Source organism: Bacillus sp. FJAT-27225 (genome assembly GCF_001685025.1).
In the GTDB taxonomy this organism is placed as follows: Bacteria; Bacillota; Bacilli; order Bacillales; family Cytobacillaceae; genus Bacillus_D.
On record NZ_MAYU01000012.1, the window covers coordinates 911,299 to 931,007 of the forward strand.

Annotated in this window: 16 protein-coding genes; 5 read left to right on the forward strand and 11 right to left on the reverse strand. The window is 44.2% G+C overall.

What is annotated here, in order from left to right; genetic code table 11:
• Positions 1 to 2: 2 nt before the first annotated feature.
• The 7 genes from treP to A8F94_RS11765 form a co-directional block, all read right to left on the reverse strand.
• On the reverse strand, positions 3 to 1,424 hold the full coding sequence (treP, locus tag A8F94_RS11735; protein ID WP_066200096.1) for a PTS system trehalose-specific EIIBC component: 1,422 nt from the start codon (positions 1,422 to 1,424) through the stop codon (positions 3 to 5).
• A gap of 1,054 nt (positions 1,425 to 2,478) precedes the next feature.
• Positions 2,479 to 3,933, reverse strand: coding sequence for a S41 family peptidase (locus A8F94_RS11740; protein WP_066200099.1), 1,455 nt, complete (start codon positions 3,931 to 3,933; stop codon positions 2,479 to 2,481).
• Between the two features lie 344 nt (positions 3,934 to 4,277).
• On the reverse strand, positions 4,278 to 5,654 hold the full coding sequence (locus A8F94_RS11745; protein WP_066200102.1) for a murein hydrolase activator EnvC family protein: 1,377 nt from the start codon (positions 5,652 to 5,654) through the stop codon (positions 4,278 to 4,280).
• Positions 5,655 to 5,762: 108 nt separating this feature from the next.
• The gene (ftsX, locus tag A8F94_RS11750) at positions 5,763 to 6,647 is read right to left on the reverse strand and encodes a permease-like cell division protein FtsX (protein ID WP_066200105.1); all 885 of its coding nucleotides are present in this window, start codon (positions 6,645 to 6,647) and stop codon (positions 5,763 to 5,765) included.
• A complete protein-coding gene (gene ftsE, locus A8F94_RS11755) occupies positions 6,637 to 7,323 on the reverse strand; it encodes a cell division ATP-binding protein FtsE (RefSeq protein WP_066200108.1) in 687 nt (228 codons plus the stop codon). Before ftsE ends, ftsX begins: the two co-directional genes overlap by 11 nt.
• 631 nt (positions 7,324 to 7,954) lie before the next feature.
• Positions 7,955 to 8,260: a cytochrome c551 gene (gene cccB, locus A8F94_RS11760; protein ID WP_066200111.1), complete on the reverse strand. Its 306-nt coding sequence runs from the start codon at positions 8,258 to 8,260 to the stop codon at positions 7,955 to 7,957.
• 50 nt (positions 8,261 to 8,310) lie between these two features.
• Positions 8,311 to 9,126: a YitT family protein gene (locus tag A8F94_RS11765; RefSeq protein WP_066200524.1), complete on the reverse strand. Its 816-nt coding sequence runs from the start codon at positions 9,124 to 9,126 to the stop codon at positions 8,311 to 8,313.
• 235 nt (positions 9,127 to 9,361) lie between these two features.
• Here A8F94_RS11765 and A8F94_RS11770 point away from each other — a divergent pair, with 235 nt between their 5' ends.
• Positions 9,362 to 9,640, forward strand: coding sequence for a hypothetical protein (locus A8F94_RS11770; RefSeq protein WP_066200114.1), 279 nt, complete (start codon positions 9,362 to 9,364; stop codon positions 9,638 to 9,640).
• A 159-nt stretch (positions 9,641 to 9,799) separates the two neighbouring features.
• Here A8F94_RS11770 and prfB read toward each other — a convergent pair.
• A protein-coding gene (gene prfB / locus A8F94_RS11775; protein WP_139070077.1) for a peptide chain release factor 2 occupies positions 9,800 to 10,901 on the reverse strand; the annotation gives its coding sequence in 2 pieces (ribosomal slippage) (positions 9,800 to 10,828 and positions 10,830 to 10,901; 1,101 coding nt in all).
• Positions 10,902 to 11,008: 107 nt separating this feature from the next.
• Positions 11,009 to 12,556 carry a gluconokinase gene (locus A8F94_RS11780; protein WP_066200119.1) on the reverse strand — a complete coding sequence of 516 codons (1,548 nt, stop codon included), beginning with the start codon at positions 12,554 to 12,556 and terminating at the stop codon, positions 11,009 to 11,011.
• Positions 12,557 to 12,758: 202 nt separating this feature from the next.
• Here A8F94_RS11780 and A8F94_RS11785 point away from each other — a divergent pair, with 202 nt between their 5' ends.
• The 4 genes from A8F94_RS11785 to A8F94_RS11800 all read left to right on the forward strand — a co-directional run bounded on the left by A8F94_RS11785 (position 12,759) and on the right by A8F94_RS11800 (position 16,365).
• Positions 12,759 to 13,610 carry a DUF1028 domain-containing protein gene (locus tag A8F94_RS11785; RefSeq protein WP_066200122.1) on the forward strand — a complete coding sequence of 284 codons (852 nt, stop codon included), beginning with the start codon at positions 12,759 to 12,761 and terminating at the stop codon, positions 13,608 to 13,610.
• 17 nt (positions 13,611 to 13,627) lie between these two features.
• On the forward strand, positions 13,628 to 14,182 hold the full coding sequence (locus tag A8F94_RS11790; RefSeq protein WP_066200124.1) for a chromate transporter: 555 nt from the start codon (positions 13,628 to 13,630) through the stop codon (positions 14,180 to 14,182).
• Entirely contained in the window at positions 14,179 to 14,709 is a 531-nt protein-coding gene (locus A8F94_RS11795) for a chromate transporter (RefSeq protein WP_066200126.1), read from the forward strand. Before A8F94_RS11790 ends, A8F94_RS11795 begins: the two co-directional genes overlap by 4 nt.
• Before the next feature lie 330 nt (positions 14,710 to 15,039).
• Positions 15,040 to 16,365 (forward strand): NapC/NirT family cytochrome c, encoded by a 1,326-nt coding sequence (locus tag A8F94_RS11800; protein WP_066200129.1) that lies wholly within the window; start codon positions 15,040 to 15,042, stop codon positions 16,363 to 16,365.
• A gap of 139 nt (positions 16,366 to 16,504) precedes the next feature.
• On the opposite strand, the gene A8F94_RS11805 is transcribed toward A8F94_RS11800, so the two are convergent.
• Complete coding sequence (locus tag A8F94_RS11805) at positions 16,505 to 17,635, reverse strand: cytochrome c3 family protein (protein ID WP_066200132.1); 1,131 nt, start codon at positions 17,633 to 17,635, stop codon at positions 16,505 to 16,507.
• A gap of 302 nt (positions 17,636 to 17,937) precedes the next feature.
• Positions 17,938 to 19,659, reverse strand: coding sequence for a cytochrome c3 family protein (locus tag A8F94_RS11810; RefSeq protein WP_066200135.1), 1,722 nt, complete (start codon positions 19,657 to 19,659; stop codon positions 17,938 to 17,940).
• Positions 19,660 to 19,709: the final 50 nt, after the last annotated feature.

The following is a 19,709-nucleotide window of genomic DNA, read 5'->3' on the forward strand; positions in this document are numbered from 1 at the left end:
AGTTATGCCTTCACTCCGCGGCGCTCGCGTCCTTTGCCCCATAGATAAGTAAGAATGAAAGGAACCACGATGGAAATTGCCATCCCGATAAAGAATGGAACCCATTTTTGCGGCACGATGGACAGGAAGCCTGGCAGGCCGCCGACACCGATTGATGGCGCGAGTGTTTTATTGACTGTGATGAAAGCACCTGCAATTGCAGATCCGATCATCGCGGAAATAAATGCAAAGCGGTACCGGAGGTTTACCCCGAACATTGCCGGCTCCGTAATACCAAGATATGCTGATACTGCGGATGTTCCAGCAAGACTCTTTACCTTTTTATCGGTAACGAGTAGCATCATCGCAAGTGCGGCAGAACCCTGGGCAATATTGGACATAACCAGGATTGGCCACAAGAATGTTGTACCTGTGCTGCCAATCAGCTGCAGGTCCACAGCCAGGAACGTATGATGCATACCTGTTATAACAAGTGGGCCATACAGTGCTCCATATACAAGCCCGCCAATCGCTGGAGCGAAATCAAAAATGCCCGTGAACAAATTTGTAATCCATTGAGCAACTGTAAATGTAACTGGTCCAATGACAATGAAAGAAAGGAAGCCAGTAACAAGTAGCGCAATTGGTGCTACAAGCAGAAGGTGGAACGCATCCGGAATCTTATTGCGCAAGAATGTTTCAAGCTTGGCCAACACATAGGCGGCAACAAGGACTGGCAATACTTGTCCCTGGTAACCCACCTTCTGAATTTCCAAACCGAACAGATTCCATACTGGAATCTCACCTTCCTGCTGTGCAGCTCCCCAGCCCCAGGCATTCAAAAGATCTGGGTGGACGAGCGTAAGACCGAGCACAATACCAAGCAGCGGGCTGCCGCCAAATTTTGTGACGGCGGACCATCCAACTAGGGCTGGAAGGAAGGCGAATGCTGTCCCGGCAATCAAGTTAATGATCGATGCAAAGTCTGCCCATTCAGGGTGAACTTCGACAACTGATTTACCTGTGTAGAAAATATCTGCACCAGTCAGGATATTGTTGATACCCAACAAGAGACCCGCAGTTACGATGGCTGGCAAGATCGGAATAAAGATGTCAGCGAGTGTCTTGATTGCGCGCTGAAGCGGATTTAAGTTGGACTCAGCTGCGTCCTTAATGTCCTGCTTGCTTCCCTGAGTAATCCCGGTTTGGCCAGTCATTTCATTGTATACTTTATCAACAGTTCCCTGGCCGATTACAACCTGGAACTGGCCATTAGCGGAGAACGACCCTTTAACCACGTCAATGTTCTCAAGTTGTTCTTTATTTACTTTGCCTTCGTCCTTCAATGCAAAACGCAGGCGTGTGACACAGTGGGTTGCGGCTGCAATATTGTCTTTACCGCCGACTGCGTCAACGATCTCATCTGCTGACTTTTTGAGATCCATACTGTCCCCTCCTAATATAAAGATGATAGCGTTTGCTCTTTGGGAATTAAAGTCCCATTGGGATTAAACACATCCTTCTTTTTCTCTAAAGAGAAAAAAGTAAACATGCTCTTTTTATCCGTTGTCCCCCTTGTATCGTACAGTTTTATAATTTAACGCTTACATTTTTCTTTTCATCCTGTATATACAAGTTACAATGATTAATATATCCTGTATATACAAGTTTGTCAACGCTTCTGGTTTGGAGGTTTATACCCACCAGATTTATGAGCTATTCTACCCTCACTTTATAAGCCTCATCTGGGTCTTTCACCCACATCTGAGCATATAGACATTTACCGGAAACTCGAGAACGTACTCGCACCTTACTAAAAAGTCTTGAGAAACGTAGAAAAGGTCTCGATAAAAACAGAAATAGTCTCGATAAAATTGAGAAGTGGTTACTATCGAAATGGTACTCATAAATATTAAAGGAGGATTCGCGGCATGGATTAGTAATCGGAGAGAACTGATGCGAGGTAAGTGTTCTGTTCAGTTTTCCAATGTGGTGGACGCGCCAATACAACAAGTCTTGATAAAACCTAAAAATGTGCTCATACAATACTAAAAAGTCTTGATAAACGTAGAGAAAGTCTCGATAAAAACAGAAATAGTCTCGATAAAATTGAGAAGTGGTTACTATTGAAATGGTGCTAATAAACATTGAAGAAGGATTCGCGGCATGGATAGTAATTGGAGAGGACTGATTCCGAGTAAGTGTTCTGTTCAGCTTTCCAATGCGGAGGACGCGCTCATACAACAAGTCTTGATAAAACCTAAAATGTGCTCATACAAAACTAGAAAGTCTTGATAAACGTAGAGAAAGTCTCGATAAAAATAGAAACAGTCTTGATAAATTGAGAAGTAGTTACTATTGAAATGGTACCACCCCTACCCACTAAATTTAATGAGCTATTGCACATACATATGAGCATATATACGTTAACTAGATCATCCACCACCACCAGCTAACACTCCGAAAACAAAAAATAGACAGGAACAAGTCCTGTCTCGATTACTTCGCGAGCAGCGTAAGCGCTGTGCGCAGCTGCAGGTCATTTTTCTCTTTTTTCCGCTCTTTTAGAATGGCTTTCTCTAGGGCCCCCGCAGTCTTGGCATCAATTTTTCCAGTTGGCTGGAGGCCAGCCTGCTGCTGGAATGCCTTCACAGATCGAACCGTCCCGGCGCTAAAGTAGCCGTCTGTCCGGCCTGGTGTATAACCTAACCCTTCAAGGATAATCTGGGCAGTTTTTACCTGTTCATTGTTCATGTCAACTTGAAGCGCCCCGTCTACTTGAAGCGGATGGGTAGAAAATATTACTGGCTGGGCGACTTCCACCGTCGGCTTTATCCCTTTTTTGTGGATCCAGTTCCCGTCTGGAGTCAGCCATTTAAACAGTGTCAGCTTGATGTTGCTGCCATCGCCCATTGGCATTGCCTGCTGGACAGTCCCCTTCCCGAACGTCTTCTCACCGACAAGCGGGTACCCCTCGGCCTCGGCGAGAGCTCCGGCAAGGATTTCCGAAGCGGAGGCACTGCCCTTGTCAATGAGCACCGCAACTGGATAATCCTTTTCTTTCTTCAAAGTTGAAAAGTACTTGTCACGTTTGCCGTCACGCTGTTCGATCATCACAAACGGTTTATCTTCGCTCACAAACTCGCGGAGGATTTCCTCGACACTAGATAAAAGCCCCCCCGGATTTCCTCGTACATCAATGATAAGCCCGGCTATCCCGCCTTCCGAGCGCTCAAGACCCTTCAGCTGCTTCTTGAAATCAGGGGCAGTCTCTTCTGCGAATGAAGTCAGCTCAATATAGCCGATCCGCTTCCCATTCACTTCCTTGATTTCCGAAAAAACAGTTTCGACTGGAATTTGGTCGCGTTTTACCTTCACCTTAATCGGTTCCTTCAAGCCGGCCCGTTCAATCTCGAGCTCCACAATCGTCCCTTTTTTGCCGCGAATCTTCACGGTTGCCTCATATAAATCAAGCCCTTCGACACTCTTTCCATCAACCTTCCGGATCACATCATTCGGCTTGAGGCCAGCCTTCTCAGCGGGTGAATTCTTGAACGGCGACACAATGACAATTTTTCCGCCGTCCATCCCGACCTCAGCACCTATCCCTTCGAATGACGAGTCCAGCGATTCATGAAACTGCTTTGCAGTCTCTTGATCCATATAAACTGAATAAGGATCATCCAACTTGGCAAGCATCCCCTCGATTGCTCCCTCAATCAGTGTCTCTTTGTCAACCTCCTCTACATACCCGCTGTAAATCAAGTCGTAGGCCTGGCTGACCTTTTTAAGATTCATCGTTTCAGCCTGCTTGTCTCCCTTTTTCAGGACACCTGCCACATCGACAGCAAATCCGCCTTCATGTGACTCCATCCATTTCATCCCGGCATATGTTCCGCCAGAACCAACTGCCAAGCTCGCTGCCATCATTAGCACCAACCACTTCCGCCTCATCCCCGTCACTCCCGGTACAGTCCGCACGAATGCGGAACCTTATCATTTGGGCCAAACTTCGGCTTTTGCCCCGTTACACTACATATATGCAGAAGAGGACGAGTTATGATTCGACTGCTTAACTAGTGGCAGCGTTCTTTACACTAATTGCTTACCACTCATAAGGAAACTCTGTTTTTTTGCAGAAATTAGTTTAATAGTCTTTGAAAAAGGAAATAAATAGAATGTAAGGCCGGCAGATTACACCACGACGGGACAGCACGAGCCGCCTTATTTTTAAAAAAACGAAAAAATAAAAGAGCGGAGAAGCTTAGCTTCTTCCGCCCTTACCTATAGTATTCTTTTTATCTTGGCACTCCATAAGCGAACGGATTGACTGCATTGGATTTGCTGCCGTTCCATTGGCCTTTGTGAAGCTCAAAGTGAAGGTGCTTGCCTGTCGATTGGCCGGTATTGCCCATATAGCCGAGGAACTGGCCTTTTGATACAACATCGCCAGACGAAACACTGCGGCTGTCAAGGTGAGCGTAGACAGTTGTGAACGTCTGCCCGTTGATGGAATGAGCAATGAATACCGCATTTCCGTAGCTGCTTGAATAATAAGACTTGATGACAACACCGCCTGCAGCTGCCACTACTGGTACATTGGCAGCACGGTTCGCCCAGTCAACGCCGTAGTGGAATGTACCCCAGCGCGGACCAAATCCTGATGAGTTATAACCTGTTGTCGGCTTCATGAAGTTGCCGGCAGTTACAGCTGGTTTTTCAACAGGTGTGGAAGGTGCCGGAGCAGAAGATACCGATGCTGTGGTACTTGATGATCCGCCTCCGCTATTATTCGCAGCAGCTGCTCTTGCAGCGGCTTCGGCTGCCGCACGTGCTTCTGCTTCCTTACGGGCACGCTCAGCTTCTTTGCGGGCACGTTCTGCCTCTTCAGCAATCCGGGCTTGTTCCATTTGGATCGCTTTCGCCATAGCAGCTTCCTGTGCCTTTAAGATTGAACCCTCTTCTTCGAGAGCCATTTTGTGGTCGTGTTCTTCTTCTTCCTGTTTAACCAGTTCTTTCATGAGCTTGTCTTTTGCTGCACGCTGGGAATCGAGCTGTTTCTTTGCTTCTTCAATCTCTGCCTTCATCTTTTTCAGGCTGGCCAACTCTTCTTCCACTTGCTTTTGTTTCTTTTCAAGACTTTCCTTGTCTTTTTGATGCTCCTCAAGAATACCTTTGTCAGCTTCCATGATTGTTGCTACCGCGGTTGCACGGTCAACGAAATCACCAAAGCTTGTGGCACCCATCAATACATCGATATAGCTGACCATCCCGCCGCTAACCTGGAAGTTGCGGGCACGGTCTTTCAATAGTTCTTCACGCTTAGCAATACGGTCCTGGAGAATTTTAATTTCTCCCTGAAGCTTTTTGATTTCCGTTTCTGTTTCCTCGATATCAGTTGTCAAGCCGCGAATCTTTTTATTTGTATCACTAATGGCCATATCAAGGCGCTTGATTTCTGCATTAACTTTATCTTGTTCACCTTTAAGCCTTTGAATTTCCTTATCTGCCGCTTGAATATCGGAATCAATACCCGAACGCTCCGATTGAATTTGCTGTTTCTGATCCTTTAAATCTGATAGCTTTGAGGCTTCTGTTTTTGTTGTAAAGCCCCCAAACAAACTCCCTATGCCTACCGTAGCCGCTACAGTAAGCGCCATGACTGATTTTTTCACTTCCCGATTTCTCCTTTCCAGTGCAACCCATGTACAGGTAAATCGTTCTTTGTTAGGCTAACGCCGGTTATTTTTTTAAAAATTAAAGTGACAATGTGACAGTTTTTATTACGCCTTTAAAAACTTGCGGACTGACATTACGCTACCCCATACTCCGATTAAAGCTCCCATTAGGATGAGAAGTCCCGATACCTGATACATGAATGGGTCAAACGGAAGGATTTGAATGAAATGTCCTTCAAGAAATGGCGAGATGAATTCATACGCGTGGTAGTAGGCAATCGACAACAGGACAATTGGCACAACTGCACCTAGAATGCCAAGCATTAGGCCTTCCAGGAAGAACGGCCAGCGGATAAACGCATTCGTCGCCCCTACCAATCTCATAATTTGAATTTCTCTGCGACGTGCAATGATTGTAATTTTAATAGTGTTAGAGATTAGGAATACTGCTGTAAAAAGCAAGCCAGCAATTAAGGCAAGTCCGACATTCCGGCTGGCCCCAATGAACTTAAACAGCCTTTCAACACTATCCTGTCCGTACTGGACTTTATCCGTGAATTCAAGGCCATCAATTTTTTCGGCGGCCTTCATTGTATCTTCGGGATTTTTCGTTTTTACGATAAATACATCGCTTAAAGGATTATCCTGTTCAAAGAGCTTATACGATTCACCAAGATTCTTGATGAGAATATCAAGTTCTTGTTCTTTTGAAGAGTAGGCAATTTCATCAACTTCGGGGATGGAACCGATTTGCTCCTTTAACATCTGCTGCTGTTCTTCAGTAGCAGTGATATCGATGTGAACGCGGATTTCCACGTCCTCTTCAATGGTTGTAGCCACTTTGTTAAGATTCATCATAATAACGAAAAAAACACCGACAAGGATGAGAGTCACAGTAACTGCACCAACGGACGCAAATGTCATCCAGCCGTTGCGGCCAATGCTTTTCAAGCTTTCCCGAGCGTGGCGGCCAATGGTTCTAACTTTCATAACCGTAGTCACCTCTTTGCTCGTCGCGAACAATTCTGCCATCCTCGATCGCAATAACACGATGCTTGATAGCGTTCACGATTTCTCGATTGTGGGTAGCCATTACAATGGTGGTTCCCCTCATATTGATTTCTTCAAATATCTTCATGATCTCCCAAGACGTATCCGGATCAAGGTTCCCTGTAGGCTCGTCCGCAATGACCACTTTTGGCGAATTTACAATCGAACGCGCAATCGAAACCCTTTGCTGCTCCCCGCCGGAAAGCTCTGTTGGCAGCATTCTTGCCTTATGCTTTAATCCAACAAGATCCAGAACTTCCATGACCCGCTTTTTTATAATCTTCGGCTGTTCCTCAATGACCTCAAGTGCGAATGCGACATTTTCATAAACTGTCTTCATTGTCAGCAGCTTAAAGTCCTGGAAAACAACACCGAGATTGCGGCGGAAGATGGGAACCTTCTTTTGTTTCAGCTTGGCTACGTTGATCCCATTCACGAGGATTGTTCCTGATGTCGGGACTTCTTCGCGGTACATCATTTTAATGAATGTCGATTTACCCGCTCCGCTTGGCCCGACAACATAGACGAATTCGCCCTGGTTGATTTTGATATCTATACCATTAACAGCTGTTACGCCATTTGGATACTTCTTATAAACGCTCTGCATTTCTATCATTTAATTAATCACCTTACTAGTTTTTGTCCAAAGCTTGATGACTGAACCGGTTGACAATATTCTTGTATATCTGACAAAAAACCCTTGTGTATCTGTAACACAAACCCATTATACCATTCAAATCGTGTAAAAAAAGGGGTAGAAATATTACAGTTTCTTTTCAAAGAGAAGATTTTATGACATTTTTATCCTCCATCGGACAAATAATCCAGTGTTTTTTTCTTTAAAAATAATATTGTTTTTTAAATTTTAATAGTGTCTTCATAGTAAAAATAGGGTTTGAAAGGAAAGATTGCTTTTCTTGTATATCATTTCATCTCTAGTCAATATGACAAAGAGATGACAAAGAGATGACAAAGTCTTTGTGACGAGCTTGTGAAATTTTTTCGAGAAGGCGTTTACAATTGAAAATTGTTATTCTTTTTTACTTTACAACTTCTTTTTTATCAATATAAAAACGCCCTGCCTTTCGACAGAGCGTCCAAACTCATCCCGCATTAACGGGCTGTAATAATCCCCACCTAGCCCTAAGAATAATCGAAGAAGCTTTGGTGGGGACAACAGCCCGTAAAAGCCCGATTGGTTCAACTAACAATCAGTGGGAAAGACACCCACTGATTGAAGTTTCACTTTATTTCTTTTCGGATAACCATTCGGCAACCTTTGATGCTTCTTCACCTTTATAGAGACCAGGAGGCATGCCGCCTTTTCCATCCACGATGATTTTCTCAATTTCTTCTTTCGAGTATTTGCTGCCTACTTTCGTAAGGGCTGGAAAATTCCCGCCAGTCAAATCCACACCATGGCAGCCTGAACATTTTTGTTCATACAGTTTTTGTGGATCTGCGCTTGCAGTATCGCCGCCGCCACTATCCCCTCCGCAAGCAGCGAGTACCAAGGAAGCTCCCATCAATAAGCCAACCAGCTTTTTCTTCATATATTTAACTCCTTTGGCAAGATAATCAACCTTAGTTCATTATACCAAGACTACTCCCGTTTGAAACCCTCGCCAAGCACCTCAGCAGCATCCATTACAATGACAAACGCAGCTGGGTCAATAGTTTTGACTAATTGTTTCAAATTTGTGAACTCTAATTGGTCAACCACACACATCAGCACCGGTTTTTCTGTATCGGTATATCCTCCGAATGCAGAAAGCCTTGTTACACCCCGGTCAATTTTCGTAAGAATCCCCTGGCGGACTTCCTCCTGCTTACTGGTAATAATCATCGCCATTTTTGAGTTGCCAAAGCCGACCTGCACGAGGTCTATCGTTTTACTCGTGACATACAATGCAATCAATGCATACAGGCCCCGTTCAATATCAAATATAAGACAGGCCGCAAGGACAATGAGTCCGTCAATCAATACAACGCATCGGCCAAGCGTCATGCCTGTATACTTATGAATGATTTGCGCAGCCAAGTCGGTCCCTCCTGTTGAGGCCTTCCCTCGAAAGACAATTCCAAGCCCCAACCCGACACCAATTCCACCAAACAATGCCCCAAGGAGGGGATCCGCTGTCCATGGTTCAAGATGTGCTGACGCAAAAACAACCAACGGGAGGAAAACTGTCCCAACCAGTGTCTTAATGCCAAACTGTTTTCCAAGCAGCAGAACACCTGCAATGAACAGGGGGATATTCAATGACCATTGGACAAACGCAGGCTCCCACCCGAAGACTGCATCCAGGATAGTGGATATCCCGCTCACACCACCGGAAGCAATCCGGTTCGGGAGCAGGAAAAGGTTAAATGACAGGGCAATAACCGCTGAGCCCGTAAGTATGTATATATATTCCATAATTTTTTGTGCTGGGGTTACGGTCAAACCGCGTTTCCTTCTTTTTCTCACACATATGCACCTCTTACTTACTTCCTAATGAAAAACATGCCCATTAATAAGGCCTTTTTGATTATACCATCACAGGGGTGGTAAACATAATGTTACAAAAGGAAACGAATACTGATTCCACCCTTATCAAGCATCTTAACCAAACCTCTACACGCTATACTTGCACTTAAAGGAGGTGAAACAAATGGAAGAGTTAATGAAAAAATTTATGGCAGAGATGACGGGACAATTCGAACAGGTCAACAAGCACTTTGAAAAAATGGACCAACGTTTAATTGGCATCGACAAGCGGCTGAATGGAATGGATATCCGTCTAAATGTCATAGACAGCAGATTAAATGTAGTAGACACCAGGTTAAATGGGATTGATTCCCGCATTGATGACTTAACAGATGCAGTCAATAATCAGGCATCCGAATTCAGGAGCAACTTTAAGCTTGGAAACGAAAATGGGGCAGCATGACCACATGTTCCCTGCAGACCGCCTCCAATAAAGTCCCCTCTAAAGACCTCAAAGGCTTCAACTTCTCCGGCAAAATAAAATTCAAATAAAAGCAAAAAGCCTTTGCCGGCAGAGAACAGCGGCAAAGGCTTTATTATATTCTAAGGGTACTTTTAAAAACTAGGATAGCTTCGACCTTAAATAAGCATCGATAAACTGGTCAAGGTCACCGTCCATGACGGCTTGAACATTGCCGGATTCCGTTCCAGTCCTGTGGTCTTTTACCATTGAATAAGGATGGAATACATAGGAGCGGATTTGGCTGCCCCAGCCAATTTCCTTCTGTTCTCCGCGAATCTCGGCAAGCTGCTTTTCCTTTTCCTCAATCTGGCGCTGAAGTAGCTTCGCCTTTAGCATGTTCATTGCGCGCTCACGGTTTTTGATTTGAGAGCGTTCCGTCTGGCAGGTTACAACGACACCAGTCGGAATGTGAGTGATCCTTACCGCTGAATCGGTTGTATTGACATGCTGGCCTCCCGCACCGCTAGAGCGGTACGTATCAATTTTCAAATCGTCGGTCCGAATGTCAATATCAACATCATCGCTAAGCTCAGGCATGACTTCGCACGATACAAACGATGTATGGCGCCGCCCCGATGAATCAAACGGTGAGATTCGTACCAAGCGGTGAACGCCTTTCTCAGCCTTCAAATAGCCATAGGCATTATGCCCTTTGATTGAAAGCGTAACACTCTTGATTCCAGCTTCATCACCCGGAAGGTAGTCAAGCGTTTCGACCTTGTACCCGCGTTTTTCAGCCCAGCGTGTATACATCCGCAGAAGCATGGATCCCCAGTCCTGGGACTCGGTACCGCCAGCGCCAGGATGAAGTTCAAGTATTGCATTATTTTTATCATAAGGCTCGCTCAGGAGCATTTCCAATTCGTAATCATCAAGCCTTGAAGTAAGCTCGGCAAGCTCCTCTTTAAGCTCGGCCATTAGCTCTTCATCGGGCTCTTCCTTCAAAAGCTCGAATGTCACTTCCAGATTCTCATACGATTCATTCATCTCAACGAATGCATGAACCTGGTCCTTAAGGGCATTTGCCTCGTTAATAACCTTTTGCGCGGCTTCCTGCTCATTCCAGAAGTCCGGGTGCAGCATTTCATTATCGAGCTGCGCTATCCGCGCTTCCTTTTCCTCGAGGTCAAAGAGACCCCCTAAAGCCCGCTAATCGCTTAGCTGTTTTCTCCAACTCATGTCTAATATCTGCCATTTCCATATCGATCACCTCATAATGCTTTCCGTAAGAATTATCATTATACAGTATATCGTGTTACCGCCGGAATGCCAAAGGCTGTGGTAAAAAAAGGTTGAGGGCTAGGGCATTCATTCCCTCTCTTCCCGTTGGAAAGTGGAAATCGCGTCAAACTGCTCCTTCAAAGTGCTATAAAGAGACATATAGATAGTATGGAACCGTTCATATACCTGTTTGTTCCTTTCAATTGGGTAATGCTCTGTCCTGATCGTAACCATCTTTTTCACGTCTTCCAATGACTCGATATAGCCTAACGCATATAAAGCCAGGGTAGCTGCACCAAGACCTGATCCTTCATGGCTTTCCAGGACGGAAACAGGCTTGCCTGAAACATCCGCCAAAATTTGCCTCCAAACTTCCGACTGCGCAAATCCACCCGATACCCTTATCCGATCAGGTTTTCCCGCCATGTTTTCCAAAAGGACACCGACACTGTATACAGCATATATAATCCCCTCAAGGACCGCACGGATAAAATGCTCCTTTCGGTGGGTAAGTGTAATGCCGATAAATGCACCACGGGTATTTGCATCCCACATAGGCGCCCTTTCCCCTGAAAGGTAAGGGAGGAATATCAATCCTTCTGCACCGGCAGGAATGGCAGCAGCCTTCTCGATCAGCACATCGTACGGATCTTTCCCCAGGCTCGCCGCCTCTTCAATAACACCACTAGCCAACTGGTCCCGCAGCCACCTTAGCGCGATTCCTCCATTATTAACAGGCCCGCCAATCACCCATTTTCCATCAGCAAGATAATAACAAAAGGTCCGCCCCTTTGGTTCGAGAAGCGGTTTGTTTACAACGGTCCTGATTGCCCCACTTGTCCCGATTGTTACCGCATATTCCCTTTCATTGATTGCACCCACGCCAAGATTAGCAAGAACGCCATCACTGGCCCCTACTATGATTGGCAGGTCGGCAGGAATCCCCATTGTCTCAGCAGCTGTCTTTTCCATATTCCTATAAAACGCCGTTGTTGGCACAGGTTTGGACAATTTATCTTTGGAAAGTTCAAGCAGTTCCAAGACCTTATCATCCCAGTCCAGCTCTTCCAGATTAAACAGGCCTGATGTCGAGGCAATTGAATAATCAACAATATAGTCCCCAAACCACTTCCACATCACATATTCTTTCATTGAAATCCATTTGCTCGCCTGTTCATACAAAGCCGGCTGTTCGTATTTCATCCATAGCAGCTTGCTAAGAGGCGACATCGGATGGATAGGGGTTCCAGTCCTTCTATAAATATCAAGTCCATTCCATTCCGCTTTTAACTTTTCGGCATAGTAATGGCTCCTGTTATCAGCCCAAATGATACAATTGGTGAGCGGCTGTCCGTTTTCATCGACTGCCATGATGCTGTGCATCGCGGCTGAAATGCCAATTGCAATTAGTTCACCAGTATCGATTTTCGATTTTTTTATTACTTCCCTAATCGATTCCAATATCGCTGTATAAATCTGTTCAGGATTCTGTTCTGCCCAGTCGGGTTTGGGATGAGTAATTGGATATTCCACTGCAGCAGAAGAAACCTGCCAGCCCTCTTTTGAAAATAAGGAGGCCTTCGTTGAGGTTGTTCCAATATCCAGGCCGATAACATACTTTTTATGTATTTCCATGGGTTTTCCTTCCCCGCTTTCAGGCACGAAATAGAATAGTAGTATGATAAACTACATTCACTTAAAATTAGTATATCAAACATCTTCTTCTTAAAGGAAATCCGCTTTGCAAACCTATTTTAAAAGCAGGATTCTTTTTTCGGATATCGAAATGATGTAAATAAGGAAAACTATTATTTACTATAATAAAGGAGGAAAAACAATGACCTTCTCGATTGTTGGGTTTGATCCTGTTGAAAAAGAATGGGGAATTGCGGTACAATCTAAATTTCTTGGCGTAGGAGCAGTTGTACCATGGGCAAAAGCGGGTGTCGGTGCAGTAGCGACCCAATCCTATGCAAATACTGCATACGGGCCCCGCGCACTCGAGCTGATGGCCGAAGGAAAATCCGCGGAAGAAGCGTTGAAGCTCATCCTCGAGGATGACAGGGAAAGGGAAATGCGCCAGGTTGGACTGATTGATGCAAATGGAAACGCCGCCACGTTTACAGGCTCACAATGCTATAAGTGGGCTGGCGGGTTAACAGGGCCCAATTTTGCAGCTCAAGGAAACATTCTTGTTGATGAAAAAACTGTGGCCAAAATGGCTGAAACATTTATCTCTGCTAGCGGAACACTTGCAGAGCGATTGCTTGCGGCCCTTGATGCTGGCCAGGAGGCTGGAGGGGATTCGCGCGGGCAGCAGTCGGCAGCGCTTTTGATTGTAAAAGAGCGCGGCGGCTATGGCGGCTTCAACGATCGCTATATCGATCTTCGGGTCGATGACCATCCAGCGCCAATTAAGGAACTTATCCGTATTTACGGACTCCAGCAGCTTTATTTTGCCCCATCCAGGCCTGAGAGAATTGTCCCGATTGATGGGAATGTTGAAACAGAATTGGTTGAGCATCTCGGCAGACTCGGATATTTCAAGACCAACTTCGCGGGCAAGGAGGATATCCAAAAGGCTTTGACCTCCTACCTTCACACCGAAAATTTTGAAATGCGGGAGCAGGAAACAGGGATGATTGACCTGGACGTGCTCGATTATATGAAACTACAGCAGCAGAAATAGAAATGAGATGACAGTAAATGAAACAAGCAGATTTATTCATGGCTTTCTTCCGGGTCGGCATGCTCGGATATGGAGGCGGGCCTTCATCCATCCCGCTAGTTCAAAAGGAAGTCGTCAGCCGGTACAAATGGATGAGTGCGGATGAGTTTGGTGATGTCCTCGCATTGGCCAATGCACTCCCCGGCCCGATCGTGACAAAACTAGCCGGATACGTCGGATACCGGATAGCCGGATATCTTGGCATGATTAATGCTGTTCTGGCAACAATTCTCCCAACCATTTTCTTGATGATTTTCCTTCTGACCGGGCTCAATGCCCTCAAGGACGAGCCATGGGTAAGCGGTGCCGCAAGCGCCGTCGTTCCAGTTGTCGCCGTCATGCTTTTGACAATGACATGGGAATTTATAAAAAAATCAGTTGGTTCGAAGCTTGGAAAAATTTGGACCGCCATTCTCGTCGTTGCAAGCTTTGTGCTGCTTGAAGCACTCGGTGTCCATCCTGCTATCATTATCTTCACCCTCCTTCTTGGTGCACTTCTTATGAAGGACAAAAAGGAGGAAGGCAAAGCATGATTTACCTTAAAATCTTCTGGGCCTTTTTCCTGCCAGGCATCCTTGGCTACGGCGGCGGCCCGTCTTCCATCCCGCTTATTGAAGCGGAAGTTGTCGACCGATACGAGTGGATGTCAACAAGCGAGTTCTCCGAGGTTCTGGCGATGGGAAATGCACTGCCGGGACCGATTGCAACGAAAATGGCAGGTTATATCGGTTTTGAGGTCGGCGGAGTTTTTGGCGCTGTGGTCGCTGTGTTTGCCAGTGTCGCTCCGTCACTTGTACTGATGATCGGCCTTCTCAGTCTGCTTCTCCGGCACAAGGAATCACCAAAGGTTAAGAGGATGACAATGATTGTCCGCCCTGTCATTGCGGCTCTTCTTGGGGTTATGGCATGGGATTTCTTTGTCGAGTCGTATCAGGGTCCGGGGTTGCTGCACACGATTGTGCTCGCTGGTGCAAGCCTGTTGTTGATGGAAAAACTGAACGTCCATCCTGCTTATGTTATTGTGGGGAGTTTGGTATATGGGGCGATATTACTTGGCTAATTTGAAACCGAAAGGCGGATGCCTTTCGGTTTTTTTATGCTGTATAAATCGACAAGATTAAAATCTTCCGACAGGGGCTGGCAAAAAATTTCCCGGGAAAGGATGTTTTTACGTTAGGATTAGTGTAAATTAGACAGATTATTTGAATCGATTAAAAGCCGCTCTTACACCTAAAGATCTTGCCTCTACGGGAATATATAGTGAAGCCTCGAAGCCTCATTTCTCCCTAATTTCACAGTATAGTTTTGACAAAATATATAAAGTTTTCACAATGTATCCATATTAGGAAGGTGGCGTCTGGTAAAATAGGAACTGAATGGGAGGTTTGCCATGATATTTAAAAAACAAAGAAATAACAAGAATGGAGAAGAAATAAAACAAGATAACTTTTCTCCTATCGAAAGCATGAAGAGAGGCACAAAAAACTCGATTAGACGATGGAAGTTTATGGTCTGGACATTGTTGATGCTGATTGCACTGTCAGCTTCTGGCTATGGTGCATTAAGTTATGCTTCAACTCCTTCTTTTTGTGCAAACTGCCATGAAATAACACCCCAGCTTGCAACATATGAAGCAAGTGCCCACAATCAAATTAAATGTACTCAATGTCATATTAAGCTTGGGGGAAAAAACCAGTTATTACATAAGATCGATGGAATAAGAAATGTTTATACCCATATAACAGCCCCACCCGGGACTATCGTTCCGACAGTTACAGTATCAAACGAAAACTGCGAACAATGCCATTCCAAAAAACGGCTTGTTTCAGCAACCGGCGATCTTATTGTTAATCATGAAGGACATATTACTGAAGGGATTCCCTGTGTAACCTGTCATAGCGGCGTTGTACATGCAAAGGTTGTAGAACGAGGGATAAGTGACACCTCTTCGTATACATTCTGGACAACGGAAAACACCAAAAAATTGATTGAGGATAAAAATGTTAAACCAAATATGGGTACGTGTATTGACTGCCATGAAAAGGTCAACCTTGGTAAAAAGCCTTGGACCGATCCGAAGTACATTTTACCAGGAACAAATGACGGGATCTCAAAAAATGCATATAACAACGATGATTCCCCGGAAGCAAGGGCAGGGGTGTTGGAAAGAACGTTGCCTGACAATAAACAAAAACTAATATTCGAAGCGATAAGCGGCCAAGAAAAAGAGGCAAAACTTTCAATGGAGTGCATGACCTGCCACAGGGAGATAAACACTCCAAAAAACCACGATAACAAGGCGTGGCAACAAAACCACGGCGATTCGGCAGTAAAGGAATTGGAGCAATGCTTGAATTGCCATAAAGATTCATTATGGATCAAAACATTGGAAAAACAGCATATAAAGACATTATTAAGTGAAAAAGATACGGAAAGTGTAAATAAAGACTGGTCAGTAGCTATAGAAGAAACACGAGGTAATTATTTCTGCAGTATCTGCCATGCCAACCGGCCTCAAAACCATCTGGACCGTAATGACTGGCTTTACAACACACATCGCCTTGAATCATCGACCCCTGAAGAGAGAAAAGGCTGTTTTGTCTGTCATGATAATGAAAAGCCATTGAAAAACGAAACAAATGCTCCTTCGGATGTGTATTGTGACTTTTGCCATGAAGGGTTATTCCAAGGTGAAGCTGTTAAACGTAATTCCTAGCTAATTAGAGATAAAGAGCTGGAGATGGCATATTTCCAGCTCTTTAATCCTATTTAATTCCTTTAAGGAAAGTAAAAAAAGATGTGGTTGGGTCCTTGCGCGAACCCCAAACACATCTTTTTTGTATCTTATCAGTTTTTTAGTTAGAAGAATTACTTAAATCAGAAACTGTTTCTTTAGTTGCCTTAGTAGTTTCTATTGTTGCTTCAGGTTGTTCGAGTACAGGATTCTCTCCAGTCACAGCAGTTTTTTCATCAGGGTTGCTTAAGCCAGTTCCCTCTGCTTGGCCGCTAGACGTTGGTGATGGAGGGTTAGGCTTTTCAAGGATAGGCCGCTTTGGAGCATGAGCAGAACTCGTATACTTGTTTGTTCCATATCCATGGCATAAAGAGCATGATTTTATGGTTTCACCTGAGTCATGCCCATTTCCATAATCGGCAATATCCCTAGGAAATATATATTCACCCTCTTTGTTCCTTAAATCAGAAAGATCTTTGTGACAGCTAATACAGAACTCTCTATCATTTGAAGAAGTGAACTCTTTTAACTTAAAGTTTGGATCATGTAGCTTATGGCATTTCGAGCAGGAAAGATGCCCGGAAGTCCCATCCTCCAAAGTAACGTAATGTCCAGATTCCTTATCTCCATAATATGTTCCAATCTCGTTTTCATGGCATTGGATGCATAACTTAAAATCATCCTTTGTTCCAGGGGATTTTGAATATGTTTGCTGTTGACCGTATTGCCCGCCTATTAACTGGTTTCCGGAAGCAATATGTGTACTGTGGCAAAACGAACAAGAATTTGTATTTGCCATTACTGGGTCATGTATCCCCCCAATCTCGAAACTGACTGTTGCTGAGGAAAGCTGATTACCTTCCCCATCCAACACAATAATGGTGATTCTATGCAACCTTACATCAAGCTTCATTTTTGTAAAGGACCATTCAATTACATCACCATTTCGTTTGAATTTTATTTCCCCTTCCAATGGGGTGATGTCTTTGCCTTCAGAGCTATCGAGATGGGGTTGTTCATCAATTACCTTAATTCTAATCTGATCGGAAGAACCTATATTCACAATCCTTCCGTTAAAATTTATATTTGAATACTCAACAGTAGTATTTTCCTTGGGCGACAAAATTTCGATTTGGGGAGCTGCAGAAGTATAGACGATATTGGTGCCAATTATAACAAATAGAAGAATGCTTGTAAGGGTAAACAAAGTGAACCCGACTAGAAGTAATGGTTTGTTAGTTCTTCTGGCCATTGACTTACCCTCCTTTCAAGTGCTGTTAAGGTTATTACTGGCTACCCAATTTTATTATATCAATGAGGATTACACTAACTATAACCCGAAAAGGAACACTTTTTGACAGTTTACCCTGGAAGGTTTTATAATTCCTAAAACCAATTTACTTTTTAAATATTTTCATTTATCAATGTTGGTAGATGAAATTAAGAAGCAATATGATAAACAAATATGTAAGAGAGTAAGGTGCTGTGCAGATGCACAGCACCTTACTCGTTTTTCTGGCTAACATTTAGTGGGGCTAAATGTTGTCTTTATTGCTAATAGCTCTTTGTTGATGGATCTGGAATCATGCCATCTGGATGCAACTCATCACGGTTTGTGTTTTTCAGAGAAGCAGCCTTGGAACTGTTGTGGCAAGCCCAGCATCCTGATAGGTTGGTAAACTTCTTAAGTGCAGAAGATGGATTTTTGTCAAGCATGTATTCTTTAGCAACATCTTCAGTCCAGCCTTTACCTAGAGGAGCAGTATCGGCATTATAAGGCTTTTGCAAATCGTGTATTGTTGCACCATCAGCATCTACCATAATTTCAACATCAGATCCGTGTGCATAGTGGCAGCGTAAGCAAGTGTAGGAAGAGCTTGTAGTTGTATGTCCATAATACTTCTGGCCATTATAGTTCCCATGCTTGCTTGTAGATCCACCGGATGCGGTTAGGTAATCTGTATGGCATGTTGAACACCATTGAGATACTTGAACTCCTGCACCGCCTGTTCCCCATAGAGCTGAAACATCATGCTTTGTTACAACATTTGATACGGCACCAGGAACTGCATCTAGCTTCAATTTCACTGCAAATGCACGGCCGATGTCGGCAGACAAGGCATTGTTTAGCAAGGTCTTACCCTCTGCAGTAACTGAGTATACCATACCTTTATCGTATTTGAATTTTACTGGTGCGCCTACTTTTCCATTTTGATAGTCATTTTGGTCAATAACCACATTTGACCAATGATAAGCATCGTTCGCACCAGTAGTTGGGAAGTTCTTTATTGTACCATCAGCATTTAGAACTGAACTAATTTGATCTGCAGTAACTGTAAATAGCCTAGATTGATAGTTACGTCCGTTCGATGTTGCACTATAACCATACAGCCATGGGCTAGTTGTTTTGTCATAACTATAAGTAGTATTACCATTAGTGGTAGTACTTTTTAATTCATAGACCATAATTATTACAGCATCACCCGGGATACTGTCATATGCTGTCGTTGATAAACCGTGGTTTAATTTTGTACCTCTAACCGCCCTGAACTTTGGAGAATCAGCAGATACCCCAGAGTTTCTGTCAGCATAGCTAACAACATCGATTTTAGCAGCCTTAATACCACCCTGTTCTGGAACAGTATTACCCATGTTGGCAGGATTATAATGCAACAAACGGTCGCTATATGATCCATGTGGAGCATGACAGCTTGCACAAGTGAAATTACTACCCCAAGAAGCCGCATCATTGGACGCTTTATTCCCACCAGGTGCAGCTTTTACTTGTAATGCGCCTGTTGCCAAGTGAACACTCATATTGCCAGCGTGGCTACCGCCGAATGTTCCAGCTGTTGATTCAGAGTTAAAATAGTCTTTACCATTTTCAAAAACGTTATAAAAACCTAGTGTACCGTCATGGCAAGCTGTACATGTGTTGTAGGTGCTGTCTGCAAAAAGTAGTTGCTTTGCTTTTGCAGTATGCGTCTGGTGACAGCTTGCACAAGAGTTGGTGTTATTTTGGTAAGAGCCGTGTGTTTTTTGGTCTCCTGCGACTCCATGATTATCTCTCATGTCGGTAGACTTGATAACCTGGTCAAAGGTGCTGCCGTCATTAGTGTTAATCCCGGAAGTCGTATTGTTGGCATTAGGATTGGCTGTCACAGCACTTGTTGCCGGAGCTGTTTTGTTATGCTCTGATTCTTCTGCATATGCTGCTATCGCAAAAATGCTCATCAACAAAAGGGTCAATAAAAAGCTTAAACTAAACCTTTTCACGCTTAAAAACCTCCCTTAATAAATCTTTCTTTTTCTCTCTTCTTTTTTCT